This window comes from Edaphobacter sp., assembly GCF_028283685.1.
GTDB lineage: Bacteria > Acidobacteriota > Terriglobia > Terriglobales > Acidobacteriaceae > Edaphobacter.
The window spans coordinates 511970-527297 of the sequence record NZ_JAPWKF010000008.1 but is presented as its reverse complement, the minus strand read 5'-3'; the positions used below and the strand labels follow the sequence as shown (position 1 = coordinate 527297).

Below are 15328 nucleotides of genomic sequence, written 5' to 3'. Positions count from 1 at the left end.
GATCGAACAAGAACGAAATGCCGACTGCAAAAAGGCGCGATTTGGAAAAATTAGGGAAGATGCTCCTCATTGCTGGTGATGGTTTTGATCCTTGAGCAAGCACCGTTGTGAAGGAGATCTCCAAGCACGCTGCTATCGATGACATCTTCATAAAGGAAGAACGCCCCAACCCACCCCGACCCCGAACTGGTAATCCGTGCCGAAAGAACCACGACGAACTAAAGCCCCTCGTGTCACAGTTGGAGGTTGTCAGTGTCAATGTATTTGCCTCTGATGGTGCTGCCATCGGTGGGCGAAACATCTTAAGCAGCTTGCTGCTAATACCCTAGCCAAATATGACGATTTGATGGTTGATGTAAGCGCGTTGTCATCAGGAATCAGCTTCCCCACTGTTCGTTTTTTGCTCGAATACTCCGATGCAGAGAAGAAAATTTACACCTTTTGCCACCGACATCCTGGTGTCGATCAGGTCATCGCGGTAACCCTCGTCAAGTCTTTGTTGGAGGCCCGAATCCTATCCAGACACGGTACACCTCGCCTCACTTCGGTGGTAAGAGCGCTTTCGGGACGACCGCGATCTGGGGACGTCCAAGCGCCTTAGCCAAACTATTGAGGCGGGTCTACGCTCATTTTGCATATCCGGTGCAGTAAGACGATCCCTTCTCAAATCATCACTCAATAATTGAAATGGCTAAAAGCCTATTGGTGGCGGTAGCGGTGGCAACGGCATGCTGCCTTTTCTCTCCAGACCTTCGAAGATCAGCGCGATATAGCGCTCCGGTGCGTCATTGAATCGGCCGGGGAGTACGAGGCCGCCCAGCAGGATGGCGCACAGCCTGGGGATATCCGCTTCCTCGATGTCCGCCCGCAGCGCCCGGCTCTTCTTGGCCTGGCGCATCAGCTGCACCATCGAGGGCAGGAAGCGGTCGAGATACGCGTCGAGCAGATCGACGGGCGAAACCGTCATTCCACGCTGGGGGTCCATGAAGCGCGAAGCCAGATTGGCCATGTTCAACGTCATGGAACGCATGGCATGACGGGAGTCGGGGTCGGCAAGGGCCTGCTCAAAGGCAGGCACCAGTTGATCGCAGAAATCCAGGGCCTGAATGTGACTCGCCAGGCGCTCCTTCGTGGGGAAACGCCGGTAAAGCGTTGTCAGCCCTACCTCCGCAGCGTCGGCAATGGCCTGCATGGAGGGCAGGCCCCCGTTCTTCGCTGCGAGCCGCCGTGCGACCCGCACAACCTTTTCATCATTGGCTCTGGCATCGGACCGGCGGCCGCTGGACTCATCCAGATTCGGAGCTTGCATGGATCGCGCCATATTGGGATTGTATCCTAACTGGATTGTTATTCCATTTATATGGCATAATGACCCAGTTACGTGAGGGTCCTTCGCGGAACTCACGCCGGTTGCCATTCCATGCTTTCAGAGGTCACTCCAATGAGCATCCCCGCCTACAACGCCGACGCAATCATTGATAAGTTCAATAACCATCCCGAATACATGATTCCATTGATGATCCTGGCAATGGGGTTCGGCTTCATCCAGTACATCTACTGCTTCTTCATGACGCGGCGCGACGGAGAGTCTCCGTTCCCCATCTATATGCACGCCTTCTACCTGGCCCACGATTTTCTGTTCGTCACCCTGGCCCATCAATGGTTCGTTCGCTACCACTCGCTGCCGTTCCAGGCCGTCTGGCTAGGCATGGCGGCCTTCAATGTGTTCGAGGTGTATTCGCTCTACGAGGCGATCAAGCACGAGCGGCAGGAGACCTTTGGCAAGTACTACGATGAGCCCGTGACGGTGCGCCAGGCAACGGGCTGGATTGTCGCGATGACAGTGGTGAGCTTTGTCGTGCTGAGCACGGTACGGTCCTTCCTCTCCGATACGCTGATGTTCTGCGTCTTCATCTCCACCAACGTGGTGATGGCGATCGGACCAGCGATGCAGCTGCGCGCACGTCGTCAGCGCGTGCGCGGCTCGGTTGGCCTGGCCTTCTTCATCGTTGTGGGCACCATCGCCACGTTCCTGCCCCAAGGGCTGGGGATGTACACCACGGCCGACCCAGAGTACTTCGCCCGTCCCTGGTTCTTCATCCTGGGCGCAGTCTGCACGATGGTGGCGCTATGGCACCTTGTGACGGTGCTTCGTTTGCCAAAGCCGATGCCTGCCCGCTAAGCGTCGTACCACGCACGGCATAGGAACATGCCGGGACGCCGCGCGAGCGAACGCGGCGTCACCCGGGAAAAGGATTAAAGATGCAATCGAGAATCAGAGTTCTTGGAGAGGTGAAATGTCCCAAAGCCTATCGCATTCGCGACTTTCTCCAGCGAAATGGCTTGAGCTACCCAATGGACTGAGATCGACAGTGAGAGTTCCGGCCCAAACTCCACGAGCACAAATGCCGGCGATGCTCTACCGTATCCCATCATGAAAGTCGGGGACCAGACGCTCTCCTGTCCCTCTCTCGCAGAGATCGTCCGGGCGATCGGCTGGCCGACTTCGCCCTCTGAGCCGGAGTATGACCTTGCGATCTATGGTGCAGGACCGGCGGGTCTGAGTGCTGCCGTCTACGGTGCCTCCGAAGGTCTGCGCACGGTTCTGGTGGAACGATATGCCATCGGCGGACAGGCCGGGAGCACGTCGAGAATAGAGAACTACCTGGGATTCCCTGAGGGGATCTCAGGGTCTGAGCTCGCGAGCCGTGCGCGCGATCAGGCGCTTCGCCTTGGGGCAGAGATCCTGCTGGCAGCCGAGTGCGTCACGGGAGAGGTCGGCACGAACACCTTCATCGGGCTCCTTGATTCTGGCAAGGCCGTCACCTCCCGCGCCATCATCTGTGCGACCGGTGTCGAGTATGTTCGGCTAAACCTGGCAAACGAAGATCGCCTGCTCGGGCGCGGTTTCTACTACGGTGCAGGATCGAGCGAAGCAAACTTATGTACCGGTCACGTCTTTGTCGTTGGCGGGGGCAACTCTGCCGGTCAAACGGCGCTGAACCTGGCCTCAAGAGTGAGGAAGGTCACCATGCTCGTCCGGGGAGACTCGCTCAAACACACGCTATCGCAATATCTGATTGATCACATCCGCCACACTCCCAATATCGAAGTCCGAACGCAGAGCGCCCTGACGGCAATCGATGGCAAGGACAATCTTGAGGCGATACGAACCAGCAATCTCAGTACGGGCGAAGAGACCGAGACGAAGACTGGCTGGGTCTTCGTTTGTGCTGGTGGACGTCCCCAGATGGAATGGACGGACTCTGACAACCTGGCACGCGATTCGGCAGGGTACTTATTGACGGGACAAGATCTCTTCCGTGGTATTCAGCCAAACCAATGGCCTTTGGATCGTGATCCTTACCCAATGGAAACCAGCACGCCGGGTGTGTTTGCAGCAGGAGACATCCGTTCAAACTCGGTCAAACGTTGTGCCACCGCCGTGGGCGAAGGAGCTGCTGCTGTGGCCTCTGTACACCGCTATCTCTCCTCGATCCAGGATCGACATGTTCCTCGGTCAAAGACCTAGACGACGGCAGTGATTGGAATCGATTTCGTACCGAACGAACTACCCATCGAGAACGGTATTTGCGCCTATGGAATGGCGTACGCCGCCCGTTCCAGGTATCCCAGGCATAACGATTCAAGTTGACCGCTCCAAGCCCGCATGATTGAAGGAGGCGCCCCACCTTCAATCATGTATGTGGTGGGGCCGATCATTGCCGCCATAAACATGTAGGCCGCGGTCGGCAGATCGTCGAACTGCACATCAGTAGATGTCCTCAGTACAGCAGTCAGCACCGCAAGTCCGCGCTCCTCGCTTTCCTCCACCAGTCGACGGGAATCCAGTTCACCCGCCACCGAATACAAGGCGCGGGCTTCGTCGATGCGATCGGTCTTAGCCTGTACGAACGCGCGCACGACAGCGGACACGATGGCCGTCAGCGGTCTGCCGTGAACGGACTCAGCAGCACGTCGAACGTGTTCACCGACTTCACCTACATGACGTTGCAGCACAGCAAACAGCAACGCCTGTTTGTTCGGGTAGTACTGATAGAGGGTCCCTACGGAAGTTCCCGCTCTTTCTGCAACCCGGATGGTCGTAAGCCGCTGTAGTCCTTCGACGAGCAAAACCTGAATAGTTGCTTCAAAAATCGCGTCGACAGTGACCTGTGATCGCGCTTGTCGAGGCTTCTTTCTAGGGGAAAGATTTGCGTCTTTGCTCTTGGCCATAAGCGAATAACAAAAGTGAAGGAATCGTCATATTATTAGTGCAATTCGGCAGCTTTGACAAGGACTCCAAGTTGCTCGCGACACACCGCTCGGGCAATACATGAAATAGAGGCTCAGCGAATCGAGCCTTTATGTCTGCGCCAACGCGACATGGAAATAACAGACTCGATGCTCACGCAGGCTTCGGCCTGGAAGCTCCGAGCCTTAACTTTTGGCGATGGTCAGCATTGAATTCAACCAGGAAATATCTGTATGCCAACGATCTTGATTACGGGCGGCCATTCCGGCATTGGACTAGAAACAGCGAAGCAACTTGCAAAAAGAGGCTTTGATCTGATTCTTGCGGGGCGTGACCCGAATCGAATCGAACTCGTTGCAAAGGGTTTGAGGGAAACGTACGGAGTCAAGGTCATCGTCCTCCAACTTGACGTTGCGTCGCTTGCGTCGGTACGGAGTTCGGTGATTGAACTGCGCCAAAGAGTCGTACAGAGAGAGATAGACGTTCTTGAAGCTGTCGTTTGCAATGCAGGCGCGAGCTTCATGGGGGACATAAGGTATAGCGTGGATGGTTACGAACTAACGTTTGCGACCAACTACCTCGGACATTTCCTCTTCGTGCAACTTCTTCTCGACTACATCTCTGAGAACGGCCGGATCGTATTTGTTGCGAGTGGCACGCATGATCCAGAAACAAGGGATGGGAAAATGGTCGGTAGGGCAGGTAGAGCCGATGCGTTCGCTCTTGCCAACCTGGGCAAGGGCAATTCTAAGGCGTTGGCATGGGGCCAGAGATACAGTACGTCGAAGCTCTGCATGATCCTCCTGGCCTATGAGCTCGACCGCAGGCTCAGGCAATCTGGAAAGTCCATTTCTTCAATCGCATTCGATCCCGGATCGATACCAGAGACAGACTTGATGCGCAGCCTTCCAGGGCCGCTGCAGAGTTTCGCCAAAACATCGTTCGCGAGGTGGATCACGCGAATGATGGGTATTACCCAAGGAAGTTTGGAATTTTCCAGCGAATCTCTGGCGAGAGTGAGTGCCGATGCCGAATTCGCGCAAGTATCAGGGAAGTATCTTCAATCGAATGACGGGACGCTGCGAGTAACGAGATCATCCAAAGCCTCCTATGACGAGAGTACTGCCAGAAAGTTGTGGGAAGACTCTGGAAGCCTCGCTGGTTTGCAACTCTCCGAGATGCCGGCGAGTCTGCGATGATTTCCATTGAAGAATTTGTTAGTTCTCAGTGAGTCTCTTACTCACGAGTACCAAGCAAGCCGGACACTCCACCTGGCCAAGGCTGCTGAGAAGTACCGTTCGCCGTCGATCAGATTTTGTGGCAACATAACTTTGTTTTTTGTGCAACTAAGAAAACGTGGTTGCCCTTGCGAGTGAAATGGATCCGGGTTCATCGAACCAAACCTTGACGAACGTGGCTGGAAAGGGCGATACAGATATCGCCTCACATGGCCTTCGGTTTTGCATTGAAGCGATGCTTGGAAGAGCTTCCGCAGCTTCGCGCGCATCAACTAGGCGGTTCCGCTGGACGAGGCGGGCATCATTCCGACGACCGCAGACGACGATGATGGACTCTCAATCGATCGGCGAGTGCGGCACCCGCTCTCGGCGCGATCCACCACACCGAATGTCACAGAGTGCTACAGACTGTGGACAGATGCCTCGGAAACGATATCGACGACGTTGCGCACAAGCGATTGCTTTAAGTCCCTTCGAAACGTGAGGTACAGCGGCAATTTGTGATCGATTCCTTTGAGGCGGCAGAACTTTACACTCCGCGGTCGGATGCTCTGAAAGTTCGAAGGAAGGAGCGCGCATCCCGCACCACTTGCCACCAGGGAGACGGCGGTTTGCAACATGCGTACGCGCTGCACACGCTCCGGAACAAACCCAGCACGCCTGCAGAGGGAGAGAGCGACCTCTCGAAAATCCTCGTGAGGCATCGGCTCCGGAAGGATGAAACGCTCCTGTGCAAAGGACCGCAAATTGACGGAAGCGTGATTGGCAAGCGGATGCTTCGCGGGCAGCGCCAGGAGTACGGTATTCGTCTCAGCGACGAAGCTTTCCAGGGCTGGGTGTCTCAGATCGGCATGCATGACTCCGAGGTCCAACTCATCCAGCAGCAGGCCATTCAATTGCTCATGGGCGTCCTTCTCATAGAGGTCCAACTCGATACCGGGGTATCGCCTCTGGAGGCTATGGAGAATACGTGGAAGAAGCGTAAGCGCCGCCGTACTGATGAAGCCCACGCGTACCCGCCCCGATGTCCCTTGCTCTCGTTTCTGTAACTGCTCTTGCCCCGCAACAAGAGATGCGATTGCGGCCCGTGCATTGGGAAGGAAGAGGTGTCCCTCCTCCGAAAGCGCGACGCGATGGCTATTTCTCCGGAACAGCTTCACGCCCAGCTCGTCCTCCAATTGCCGGATTTGCTGGCTCAAGGCCGGTTGCGCTAGATATAGTCGGGTCGCTGCCCGTCCGAAATGCAACTCCTCGGCAAGGACCACGAACGATCGGATATGACGAAGTTCCATAGTTGGCGGCGATAAGCTCTATGCATTGCCATCATAACAAGTTCCTCTTATCGGTGATTGTCTGCTGTGCATCTCATGGAATGAAGGAAACGATTGCGAAAGGCATCGAAAGTTTTAAAGGGCGAGTGCATGGACATCACACGGCGAGAGTGGCTTGTTGGCGCAGGGGCAACGATGGCGATGAACCGATGGTTACCTGGCGAGACCACAGCGCACAAGGAGAAGACTTTGGGAAACGATAGATCGCGCATTCATATCAGTGAAATCACAACCAAGCCTTGGACATTGCAGCAGGATGTTGCCGCCTATAAGCGCCAAGGGCTCGGCATCGAGCTGTGGGAGTCCAAGTTCAGCGAAGACAACTATCAGCAAAGCTGGAGTGGTTGCACAAGCAGGACATCTCGGTCAGCTCGCTGCAGCCAGCCGTGTTGACGATCTTTCCCTCCATGTCCGTGCTGGAGCCGAAGGACCCCGCCGAACGCGTGCAGCGCATGTGCCGCACCATCGATCGCTTCCAAAGCGTGTTGAAGGGCAAGAGCTTTCCCGCAAACACGGGTGCCGACTTCACCGGAAACGAGGACAAGGTCTGGCGTGGATCGGTCGAAGGCTTTAAGCGCGTGGCCGACTATGCCGCAGAGCGCGGCGTCAAGGTTGCCTTTGAACCACTCGGTGCGTCGCTCATGAACCGCAGCACGACCGTCTGCAATATGGAGGTTGCGCTCGAACTGTTGCATGAGGTGAATCATCCCAACCTGGGCCTGTGTGCCGATGCGTACAACCTGTGGGAGAGCAGCGCCCTCGAGCAGGTCTCGCTGTGTGGAGATAAGCTCTTTCTGGTCCACGTCGCCGACTGGAAGCGACCTCGAAACTTTCATGACCGCCGCGTGCCAGGTGAGGGCCAGATTCCCATCGCTGACTTCCTGAAGCGAGTGGCCGCCCTGAACTACACCGGGCCTTACGTCGTGGAACTTTTCTCGGAAGGTGTACCCGATTCGTTGTGGTCACAAGACCTGGACACCGTGGTGGAACGCTGCAAGAACGGCATGGAGCAGGCAATCGCAGCGTCGCGCCAGTAGGGAGGAAGAGATGAATAGCAAGAAAGCGATTGCAGGCCTGATCGGACACGGCATTCAAGGGTCGTCATCCCCTCAGATTCATGAGGCAGAGGCTCAGGCTCATGGACTCGACCTGGTGTATCGGATCATCGATTTCGAAGCTCCAAAGCGTGATGTCAGCTTCCTGGAGCCGCTGCTCGAAAGTGCTGAGTCGATCGGCTTCTCCGGGCTGAATGTCACCCATCCGTACAAGGAAGAAGCCTACAAGCTGATGGATGACCTCTCCAACGCAGCACGCGAGATCGGATCGATCAACACCATCGTGCTCAAGGATGGCAAACGATATGGCGACAATACGGACTGGTCCGGCTTCTCGGATAACCTGACAGCAACCTTACCGGGTATCTCGCTCAATCGCGTCGCGCTGCTCGGTACAGGTGGTGCGGGACTGGCTGTGGCCTATGCTCTGTTGCGATTGGGTGCAAAGGAAGTGCGCTTGTTCGATGCGCGGCAAGAGACTGCCTCCGCCTTGCAGCAACACCTTCAATCACTCTTTGCCGACCGCACGATAGTGGTCGCTGCCGACGCAGCCTCTGCCGTGGAGGGTGCCGATGGCCTTGTCAACGCAACGCCGATCGGGATGGAAGGGCATCCGGGCATGCCCATCGCTCCCGCATATCTGCGCCCGGGGCTATGGGTTGCCGATATCGTCTGGTTCCCGCGCGAGACCGAACTGCTCAAAGAGGCCCGGAAGATCGGCTGCAAAGTGTGCGGCGGTGCGGGTATGGCTGTACGCCAGGCTGCCGCAAGCTTCGCGCAATTCTTCAATCTGGAACCGAACGTCGAACGCATGCTGCGCAACCTGGTGGATGGATAAGAGCCGCTGCGACCATCGATGGGAGTGCGTTCATCAGGACGGCACTACTCATTCCACTCACGCATCAAGCATCTATCGCATCATGATTCCGCTCAGCGACTCCATGTCTGAGCAAAGGGTCTAGGAAGAAAGGAGATTGCGGCCCGCATATTTAGCGCGGCACCCGACATGACCCGCCTCCTCAATCGGATGGGTCGAGAAGGGATGGATTGTCCGTAAGCGCGACACTGCAGATCGAAGAGAGGTTCCGACAACTCTGACCCCAGCCGGTACACAGTTGCTGAAGAAGATTGATGCCCCTTTATCTGCGCTGCACGCGGACCAGTTCAAGACCCTAAATGCGAAAGAACTGAGCGGATTTCTTGAAGCATTGAGGATGCTGGTCACAGAAGACAAAAGCTGCTGGCAATCTGATTTGAATCTTTCCGCATCGACGCTCATCCTAATAGGTGTTGAAACACTCATTGAGATGTCCCGGGAGAGGAGAGACAAATGGTATCCCAAACTTCATACCGTGACGCCGCAACCGTAGGCATCAAGCCCCCGACGTTCCAGCTTCCCGACGCGGCCCACGTCGGAATCGTGATGCTTGGCGTTTCGAACCTTGAACGCTCCGTGGCGTTTTATCGGGATGTGATTGGGCTCGCACTTCTTAGTCGGCACGGCAAAGTGGCGGAATTGGGAGTTGCCCAAGAGACACTGCTGCGTCTGGAAGAACTTCCAGGTGTCGAGCCCATTGAACGTAGGACAAGACTGGGGCTGTATCACACGGCATTCCTGCTCCCGAATCGGGCGGCATTAGCCAGTTTCATCAAGCACCTTAGTCAACTCGGCGTTTATTTTGGAGCGGGTGACCACATCTATAGCGAGGCGCTGTACCTGGTGGACCCAGATGGTCTCAGCGTGGAAGTTTATGCCGACCGTCCGCGCAGCGCCTGGCAGGTCCGCGAGCAGGAGTTGCTTAGCGCGACGGCACAAGTAGATTTTGCCAACGTGCTGAAAGAAGAGATCGGTGCATGGGACGGAGCCCCTGTTGGCACCAGAATCGGACATGTCCACTTCTACATTGGCGACCTCGAAAGGGCGCGCCGCTTCTATCACGAGGCTCTCGGGTTCACGATTATGACATGGAGCTACCCGGGGGCACTGTTTGTGTCTGCCGGTGGATACCACCATCATGTCGGTCTGAACGTCTGGGCGGGCGACTCTCCAAAAGCCGGCCCTACGGATGCGCGCCTGCTTTCGTGGGAACTCGTTGTCCCAAGCCCGGAGGATGTGCAAGCCGTTCGCAGCAACCTGAACCGGTTGGGATGGACCACCCAGATAGGGGAAAGCGGCACAGTCGTTGCCAGCGACCCATGGGGTATCACCGTGCGCGTACTGTCACGCGGAAACTGACTTTACATAAGTGGAGCGTCATGACAATCCAAGCATTTCAAATTCCAATGCAGCCTGTTCGCCCTCGTGCGGTGCTCCTGTTTCTGCACGGTGTCGGTGCGAACGAACAAGCTATGGTTCCTTTAGCTCAAGCCGCACCTGAAGATTGCACGCGGATAGTTCTTCGCGCTCCGTTTGCGCTATCGCCGGGAGCCTTTGGGTGGTATCAGACCCAATTTACCCCCGATGGACCAATCATCAATGAGGCTCAGGCCAGGTCGTCTCTTCAGAGCTTAGTTGAGTCAATTGCATCTTGCCGCGCACAATATCCCGGTGCCCCACTGTTCCTGATCGGTTTCAGTCAGGGCGCCATCTTGTCTCTCCTCGTAAGCCTGACCTCCCCAGGATCGATTGATGGCGCCATCTGCTTTGGGGGCCGATTTCCTGGCGAGTTCGTGAAGGACATCCAGACGCCTCAAGAAACCGCCACTCCGAGCGTCCTGCTCTCCCACGGAATTGAAGACCAGGTGCTTTCAGTGGACTACGCACGAGAAGCCAAGAAGCTTCTGGAAACCCACCGCTTCAAGGTTATGTATCGGGAGTATCGCGCACGGCATGAAATAAACCCCGCAATGCGCGAGGACGCTTTCGCATGGTTGGATATGCAGATCAAGAAGGCCTAGCAACGTTCGAAATGCCTCGCTTGAGGCCTACTCCATCGGATGTCGCTCACAACTTGAAAGGAAGGTCATGATGAAATCGATTCATGGACTCCTTGACGTTAGGCATGGCACTTGCGGGCCACCCACAGAAGGTCGTTGAAAATCCCCCGCTCCTCTGCATGAAAAAAGCAGGTACCCTCCATCGCGGCACATCTCAAGACTGATCTTGCGAAGCTGAGTCTCGCGCGTGCAATGGGCAACGCCTCCGATCGGATAAGAGACTGGGTCAAAGCGCAATGGTGCCTATGCCAATTCGAACCTCTCTGGGGGAGCGCTCGGAGTCAAAGCTCTGTTTGTGCGCACTATAAGCGACTTGGTGCGGCTACAGTTGCTGTTTCAGGCTTCTCATAAAATCGCCAAACGCTGGGCGAATCTGTTGAAATAACAGATTGTCACGATTCTGAAGGATCGTTTCGCCAAACAGCTTCAACCCCACCGCAAACGCCCGCGTCGCATCTTCATCCAAAGCGAGTTTGCCATCAATTCTTTGGACTACGGCCATGATGTCGTCATGATTGGCTGCTTCGAAGCTCATCTGGTGCATCGCGGCATTCTCCGTGAGTGCCTCGACAGTGATCCGGTACCTATACATATCTCTTCTATCCTCTACAACCATCAGATGATGGACATGGGGGAAAGCTTCAAGCTCTATCGATTCCTTCTTGTTATCGAGAGCATAACAAGTGAAAATGATGGGCTATCGCAGCGCCTGCATCCATTCGAACAAGGGGGGATCCCATGTTCAACACACATGCATTGACAAAGCCCGCTCAGCATCAGAAAACCTTGACGAGCGGAGCTTTGGGAGAGAAGTGTTACGGCGGTTTTCATGTGACTCCTAGCTGCCTTTACTGTTTTGACAGCCGTGGAGTCTGAGGCGGGGTTGTGGCTGTTCCATGTCTTCCAGAACTAGCCGCCGCTGAGTCACTCACTTTGCAAGTAAGGTCTTCAGTACATTGACGAGCGCGGATCGCTCTTTTCGTCGCCAGACAGCGCGCGTTTCTATCGGCACGAATGGACGCAACAAGGGCCGAAACCGGACGCCCTGCATACGCATCGCCTTCGCCGATTCTGGGATCAGAGCGATCCCAAGATTGGCGGCTGCGAGGCAGATTGTACTTTGCACACGTTCGATTTCTTGAATGCGCGCCGGCGTACTTCCATGGCGACTGAAATTTGCGAGGATGATCTCGCGTAGATCGGCAGCTTCATCGCGTCGTGGCAGAAAGACGATGTCGTCTGCAAAGTCCTTGAGAACAACCTTCGCCTCCTTTGCGAGCCGATGTCGGACAGAATGGACAATTGCAACGCGTTCACTTTTGAGGACCATGCTATCGAATCCCTTTGGCGCTGATGAACTCTGCAGGAGAGCAACGTCAATGGAGCCGTCAGCGAGCGAGGCCATCTGTTCCGTAGCAGATAGCTCCTTCAATCTGAAGTCTGCCGAGGGCACTTTGCAGCGGAACTTTTTCAATAGATCGGGGAGTGTCTCAAACGCGGCCTGAGCGACAAAGCCAATCGTGATGCTACCAGCCAGACCTGCCTGAATCTGCTTTGCCTCTTCGATTGCGAAGTTCGACGCACGGAGCAAGTCCTTGGCGCGATCCAGAAACGCCAACCCAGCTTCGGTAAGGACGATGTGCGGTCGCTGACGAATGAGCAGCGGTACCCCAATCTCCGCTTCGAGCTGTTGCACCTGCTTGGTCAGCGCCGGTTGCGACAGATACAGCTTTCTGGCAGCAGCTCGAAAGCTGAGTTGTTCGGCAACCGCTACGAAGCTCCTAACGTTTCGCAACTCCATCCGCTATCACCTGTCCCAGTACGTTTTGAATAAGTCGAGAGGTGCTGTCGCGTCGCACGACAGCATAGATATGCAAGTTCATCCTGACTCCAGCCAGCTTCCGAAATGCGACGCCCCGTGGTTTCAGCATCTCAAACGTGTCTGGGAGCAAAGCACAGCCCGCTCCTGCCGCGATCAACGGAAGCGCTGTCTGTAGCATTGTCACCTCTTGTTGCTGCTTCGGAATAAATCCATGGCTCTGAAACACCATATGAATTACTTCATGGAAGTCGTGGTGCGGCGTGGGCACAGGGAGAATGAAGGTCTCCTGCATAAGGTTTTTCAGCGTGAGTTTCGCTTCTTTAGCGAGAGGGTGTTTCGCAGGTAACGCAAGGGAGATATTGCTGGTTTCGGCGAGATGTTCTTCCAACGCGGGGTGCATCCCACCGACATGCATCAGGCCGATATCCAAGTCGCCGGTAAGTAGTCCCTGCACTTGCGACATCGGATCCGACTCCTTCAGTTGAAGGCGTATACCGGGGTGGTACTTGGCCAGTCGCGATAGAGTCTCCGGAATGACGCGCACGGCAGCGGTACTGACAAAGCCTAGCCGTACGCTGCCTGTATCGCCAGCCCCTACGGACTGCAGTTCCTCCTGGCCTTCGCCGAGTTCACGCAACGCGGCACGCGCGCGCGGAAGAAACGCCGCTCCTGCTTCACTCAGACTCACGACGCGGCTCGTGCGTTCGAATAACGCTGTGCCGAGGAACTCTTCGAGCTGTTTGATCTGTTGGCTGAGCGCGGGCTGCGCGAGATGGAGCCGTGCGGCCGCACGACCGAAGTGCAACTCCTCCGCCAGCACTACGAATGAACGAATTTGACGGAGTTCCATTGCGCTCCTCGATAGAGTAAGTCTATCGAAAAGCGCCTCATGCTTCATCAGCGTTGACGAAGCATGTCTGGACATCAGAAGACGCGCTCAATGCGAAGTACGAACTTGGAGCCTTCCGTCGTATCCACGGCACTGAACTCTCGGTAAGCATTCGCATAGTAGAACCACTGCTTGTGCCGCACCATAATGCCTGGTCCGAGTGCGCCGAGCACCTCCGTACCTGGTTGGGACAGCCCGTTCACCTTCGAATCGGTGAGTTGGTGGAACATGTATCCATTCGCTCCAACGAAAACGCCCTTATGTACTTCATACGAAAGCGTGGCATTCAGATGTAACGCCTGCCCGGCCTGAGTCGAGTTGATGTTGCTCGTCGCTACGGGAGCATGATCTGTCGCGTTCCAAAGATAGGAGATACGCCAACTCGTCTCCCATTTGTTGTGCGGCAATAGCGTGAATGCGTAATAAGGATGCACCGTCCACGCGTGGCTACCGATGTTCACCGCCCCCTTCTTCGCGGTGTAAACGCCCGTGGGGACCTCGAAATCGGCAAGGATACGCTGCTGGAAACGCATCCCGAAAAGCTTTTGTTCGGGCCACTGCAGCAGCAACGGACCAAGCGTCATGTCCCCGATGCCACCACGCTGTCCCGCTACGCCAGCATCGACGTATGCGAAGGGCACCAGAAACTCCACGCCCACCCACGCTCCTGCTACGCGATGTTTTGAAATATAGGCGACGTGCGTGATCCATGAGCCGCTATTGATGTGCGGCGCTGTAGCGGTCGTGCTTCCATCGGCGGCGATCGTTTTGGTCTCGTGCGCGCCCTGACCATACTCTTCGACCATCCAACCAGGGCCAGCGATGCCGTCGTAGAAGGAGGTCAAACCAAGGTTTACCGTTGGCATCTGCGGCGCGGCACTTTTGAGATCGCTCGTCTGTGCGTTGGTGGGTGCTGTGCCGCCTAGGCAAGCAGCGATTGCGAGAACAATCAAAGCTCTTGGATGAGAGAAATAGCCCATGACCAAGCTGACGCGGAGATCTCAATTTAAGATTCGTCGTAAATGCGCATCCCTTGTATGCGTGACAACGATCAATTCGTAGATCGATCACTTTTAGACATGAATAGCATGCAGCAATACTATGATCGCGCATGGGTGTTCTGACGTCTACTCAAGTAAAGGCTGCGGGAATCAGCCCGTTAGGCTGAGCGTCGCTCACGCAGAAAGAAGGCACTCATGAAACCCATCGTCGTTGGCATTTCGGGAGCAACAGGAATCGCGTATGGCGTTCGCGCTCTCGCGATGCTCCGTGAACTCCGCGTGGAGACGCATCTTGTGCTCTCTACGGGCGCAAAGATGACGGTCTATGAGGCTGGGATGACCACGGAGCAAATCGAATCACTCGCAACCCATGTACACAACCAGGAGAACTTTGGCGCTTCGATATCTAGCGGTTCGTTCAAGACCGCAGGCATGATGATCATGCCTTGCTCGATGCGTTGCCTCGCAGCCGTAGCGTTGGCGTCTCCCTACAACCTGCTTACGCGCGCGGCTGACGTCACGCTCAAAGAGCGTCGCCGGCTGGTTTTGCTGACGCGCGAGGCTCCGCTCAATCAGGCGCACATTCAGAACATGCTTACAGCGACACAGATGGGTGCGGTGATCTATCCTCCGGTCCCTGCGCTCTACAGCCGACCACAGAGTATCGAAGAGATGATCGACTTCACCGTCATGCGCGTTTTCGATCTGTTTGATATCGAGGCCCCGGTAAACCTTCCGCGTTGGTCCGGCATGGGCGACCTCACGAGGCCGCTCGCTGCAGCGGCAAAGAACTAGGAGAC

The 15328-nt window shown here is 55.8% G+C and carries 16 protein-coding genes; 9 read left to right on the top strand and 7 right to left on the bottom strand.

What is annotated here, in order from left to right:
* Positions 1-691: 691 nt before the first annotated feature.
* Positions 692-1321: a TetR/AcrR family transcriptional regulator gene (locus PW789_RS17140; protein ID WP_299378852.1), complete on the bottom strand. Its 630-nt coding sequence runs from the start codon at positions 1319-1321 to the stop codon at positions 692-694.
* A gap of 120 nt (positions 1322-1441) precedes the next feature.
* On the opposite strand from PW789_RS17140, the gene PW789_RS17135 reads away from it, so the two are divergent.
* Both PW789_RS17135 and PW789_RS17130 read left to right on the top strand, forming a co-directional pair.
* Positions 1442-2182, top strand: a complete 741-nt coding sequence (locus PW789_RS17135; protein ID WP_299378850.1) for a hypothetical protein — start codon at positions 1442-1444, stop codon at positions 2180-2182.
* Positions 2183-2434: 252 nt separating this feature from the next.
* Positions 2435-3532: an FAD-dependent oxidoreductase gene (locus PW789_RS17130; RefSeq protein WP_299378848.1), complete on the top strand. Its 1098-nt coding sequence runs from the start codon at positions 2435-2437 to the stop codon at positions 3530-3532.
* Between the two features lie 65 nt (positions 3533-3597).
* Here the strand turns inward: PW789_RS17130 and PW789_RS17125 are convergent, their stop codons facing one another.
* Positions 3598-4236 carry a TetR/AcrR family transcriptional regulator gene (locus PW789_RS17125; protein ID WP_299378845.1) on the bottom strand — a complete coding sequence of 213 codons (639 nt, stop codon included), beginning with the start codon at positions 4234-4236 and terminating at the stop codon, positions 3598-3600.
* A gap of 252 nt (positions 4237-4488) precedes the next feature.
* Here PW789_RS17125 and PW789_RS17120 point away from each other — a divergent pair, with 252 nt between their 5' ends.
* Complete coding sequence (locus tag PW789_RS17120; protein WP_299378843.1) at positions 4489-5454, top strand: SDR family NAD(P)-dependent oxidoreductase; 966 nt, start codon at positions 4489-4491, stop codon at positions 5452-5454.
* A 440-nt stretch (positions 5455-5894) separates the two neighbouring features.
* Here the strand turns inward: PW789_RS17120 and PW789_RS17115 are convergent, their stop codons facing one another.
* The gene (locus tag PW789_RS17115) at positions 5895-6785 is read right to left on the bottom strand and encodes a LysR substrate-binding domain-containing protein (RefSeq protein ID WP_299378841.1); all 891 of its coding nucleotides are present in this window, start codon (positions 6783-6785) and stop codon (positions 5895-5897) included.
* Between the two features lie 383 nt (positions 6786-7168).
* Between PW789_RS17115 and PW789_RS17110 the strand changes: the two genes are divergently transcribed.
* The 5 genes from PW789_RS17110 to PW789_RS17090 all read left to right on the top strand — a co-directional run bounded on the left by PW789_RS17110 (position 7169) and on the right by PW789_RS17090 (position 10777).
* A complete protein-coding gene (locus PW789_RS17110) occupies positions 7169-7861 on the top strand; it encodes a sugar phosphate isomerase/epimerase (RefSeq protein ID WP_299378839.1) in 693 nt (230 codons plus the stop codon).
* 10 nt (positions 7862-7871) lie between these two features.
* On the top strand, positions 7872-8717 hold the full coding sequence (locus PW789_RS17105; protein ID WP_299378836.1) for a shikimate dehydrogenase: 846 nt from the start codon (positions 7872-7874) through the stop codon (positions 8715-8717).
* A 277-nt stretch (positions 8718-8994) separates the two neighbouring features.
* A complete protein-coding gene (locus tag PW789_RS17100; protein WP_299378834.1) occupies positions 8995-9249 on the top strand; it encodes a hypothetical protein in 255 nt (84 codons plus the stop codon).
* Positions 9210-10115, top strand: coding sequence for a VOC family protein (locus PW789_RS17095; protein WP_299378832.1), 906 nt, complete (start codon positions 9210-9212; stop codon positions 10113-10115). Before PW789_RS17100 ends, PW789_RS17095 begins: the two co-directional genes overlap by 40 nt.
* 20 nt (positions 10116-10135) lie before the next feature.
* Complete coding sequence (locus PW789_RS17090; RefSeq protein WP_299378830.1) at positions 10136-10777, top strand: hypothetical protein; 642 nt, start codon at positions 10136-10138, stop codon at positions 10775-10777.
* A gap of 361 nt (positions 10778-11138) precedes the next feature.
* Here the strand turns inward: PW789_RS17090 and PW789_RS17085 are convergent, their stop codons facing one another.
* The 4 genes from PW789_RS17085 to PW789_RS17070 form a co-directional block, all read right to left on the bottom strand.
* Entirely contained in the window at positions 11139-11408 is a 270-nt protein-coding gene (locus PW789_RS17085; RefSeq protein ID WP_299378827.1) for a DUF3861 domain-containing protein, read from the bottom strand.
* Positions 11409-11744: 336 nt separating this feature from the next.
* Positions 11745-12617: a LysR substrate-binding domain-containing protein gene (locus PW789_RS17080; RefSeq protein WP_299378825.1), complete on the bottom strand. Its 873-nt coding sequence runs from the start codon at positions 12615-12617 to the stop codon at positions 11745-11747.
* Entirely contained in the window at positions 12598-13488 is an 891-nt protein-coding gene (locus PW789_RS17075) for a LysR substrate-binding domain-containing protein (RefSeq protein WP_299378823.1), read from the bottom strand. The genes PW789_RS17080 and PW789_RS17075 overlap by 20 nt, the downstream gene beginning before the upstream one ends.
* A 74-nt stretch (positions 13489-13562) precedes the next feature.
* Positions 13563-14480: a transporter gene (locus PW789_RS17070; protein ID WP_299378821.1), complete on the bottom strand. Its 918-nt coding sequence runs from the start codon at positions 14478-14480 to the stop codon at positions 13563-13565.
* A gap of 243 nt (positions 14481-14723) precedes the next feature.
* On the opposite strand from PW789_RS17070, the gene PW789_RS17065 reads away from it, so the two are divergent.
* Positions 14724-15323, top strand: a complete 600-nt coding sequence (locus tag PW789_RS17065; RefSeq protein ID WP_299378819.1) for a UbiX family flavin prenyltransferase — start codon at positions 14724-14726, stop codon at positions 15321-15323.
* The last annotated feature ends 5 nt before the right edge of the window (positions 15324-15328 follow it).

What these genes read in the sequence shown, in the direction of transcription:
- PW789_RS17140 (WP_299378852.1), bottom strand. Translation starts at nt 1,321, where the DNA reads ATGGCGCGATCCATGCAAGCTCCGAATCTGGATGAGTCCAGCGGCCGC.
- PW789_RS17135 (WP_299378850.1), top strand. Translation starts at nt 1,442, where the DNA reads ATGAGCATCCCCGCCTACAACGCCGACGCAATCATTGATAAGTTCAAT.
- PW789_RS17130 (WP_299378848.1), top strand. Translation starts at nt 2,435, where the DNA reads ATGAAAGTCGGGGACCAGACGCTCTCCTGTCCCTCTCTCGCAGAGATC.
- PW789_RS17125 (WP_299378845.1), bottom strand. Translation starts at nt 4,236, where the DNA reads ATGGCCAAGAGCAAAGACGCAAATCTTTCCCCTAGAAAGAAGCCTCGA.
- PW789_RS17120 (WP_299378843.1), top strand. Translation starts at nt 4,489, where the DNA reads ATGCCAACGATCTTGATTACGGGCGGCCATTCCGGCATTGGACTAGAA.
- PW789_RS17115 (WP_299378841.1), bottom strand. Translation starts at nt 6,785, where the DNA reads ATGGAACTTCGTCATATCCGATCGTTCGTGGTCCTTGCCGAGGAGTTG.
- PW789_RS17105 (WP_299378836.1), top strand. Translation starts at nt 7,872, where the DNA reads ATGAATAGCAAGAAAGCGATTGCAGGCCTGATCGGACACGGCATTCAA.
- PW789_RS17095 (WP_299378832.1), top strand. Translation starts at nt 9,210, where the DNA reads ATGGTATCCCAAACTTCATACCGTGACGCCGCAACCGTAGGCATCAAG.
- PW789_RS17090 (WP_299378830.1), top strand. Translation starts at nt 10,136, where the DNA reads ATGACAATCCAAGCATTTCAAATTCCAATGCAGCCTGTTCGCCCTCGT.
- PW789_RS17085 (WP_299378827.1), bottom strand. Translation starts at nt 11,408, where the DNA reads ATGTATAGGTACCGGATCACTGTCGAGGCACTCACGGAGAATGCCGCG.
- PW789_RS17080 (WP_299378825.1), bottom strand. Translation starts at nt 12,617, where the DNA reads ATGGAGTTGCGAAACGTTAGGAGCTTCGTAGCGGTTGCCGAACAACTC.
- PW789_RS17075 (WP_299378823.1), bottom strand. Translation starts at nt 13,488, where the DNA reads ATGGAACTCCGTCAAATTCGTTCATTCGTAGTGCTGGCGGAGGAGTTG.
- PW789_RS17065 (WP_299378819.1), top strand. Translation starts at nt 14,724, where the DNA reads ATGAAACCCATCGTCGTTGGCATTTCGGGAGCAACAGGAATCGCGTAT.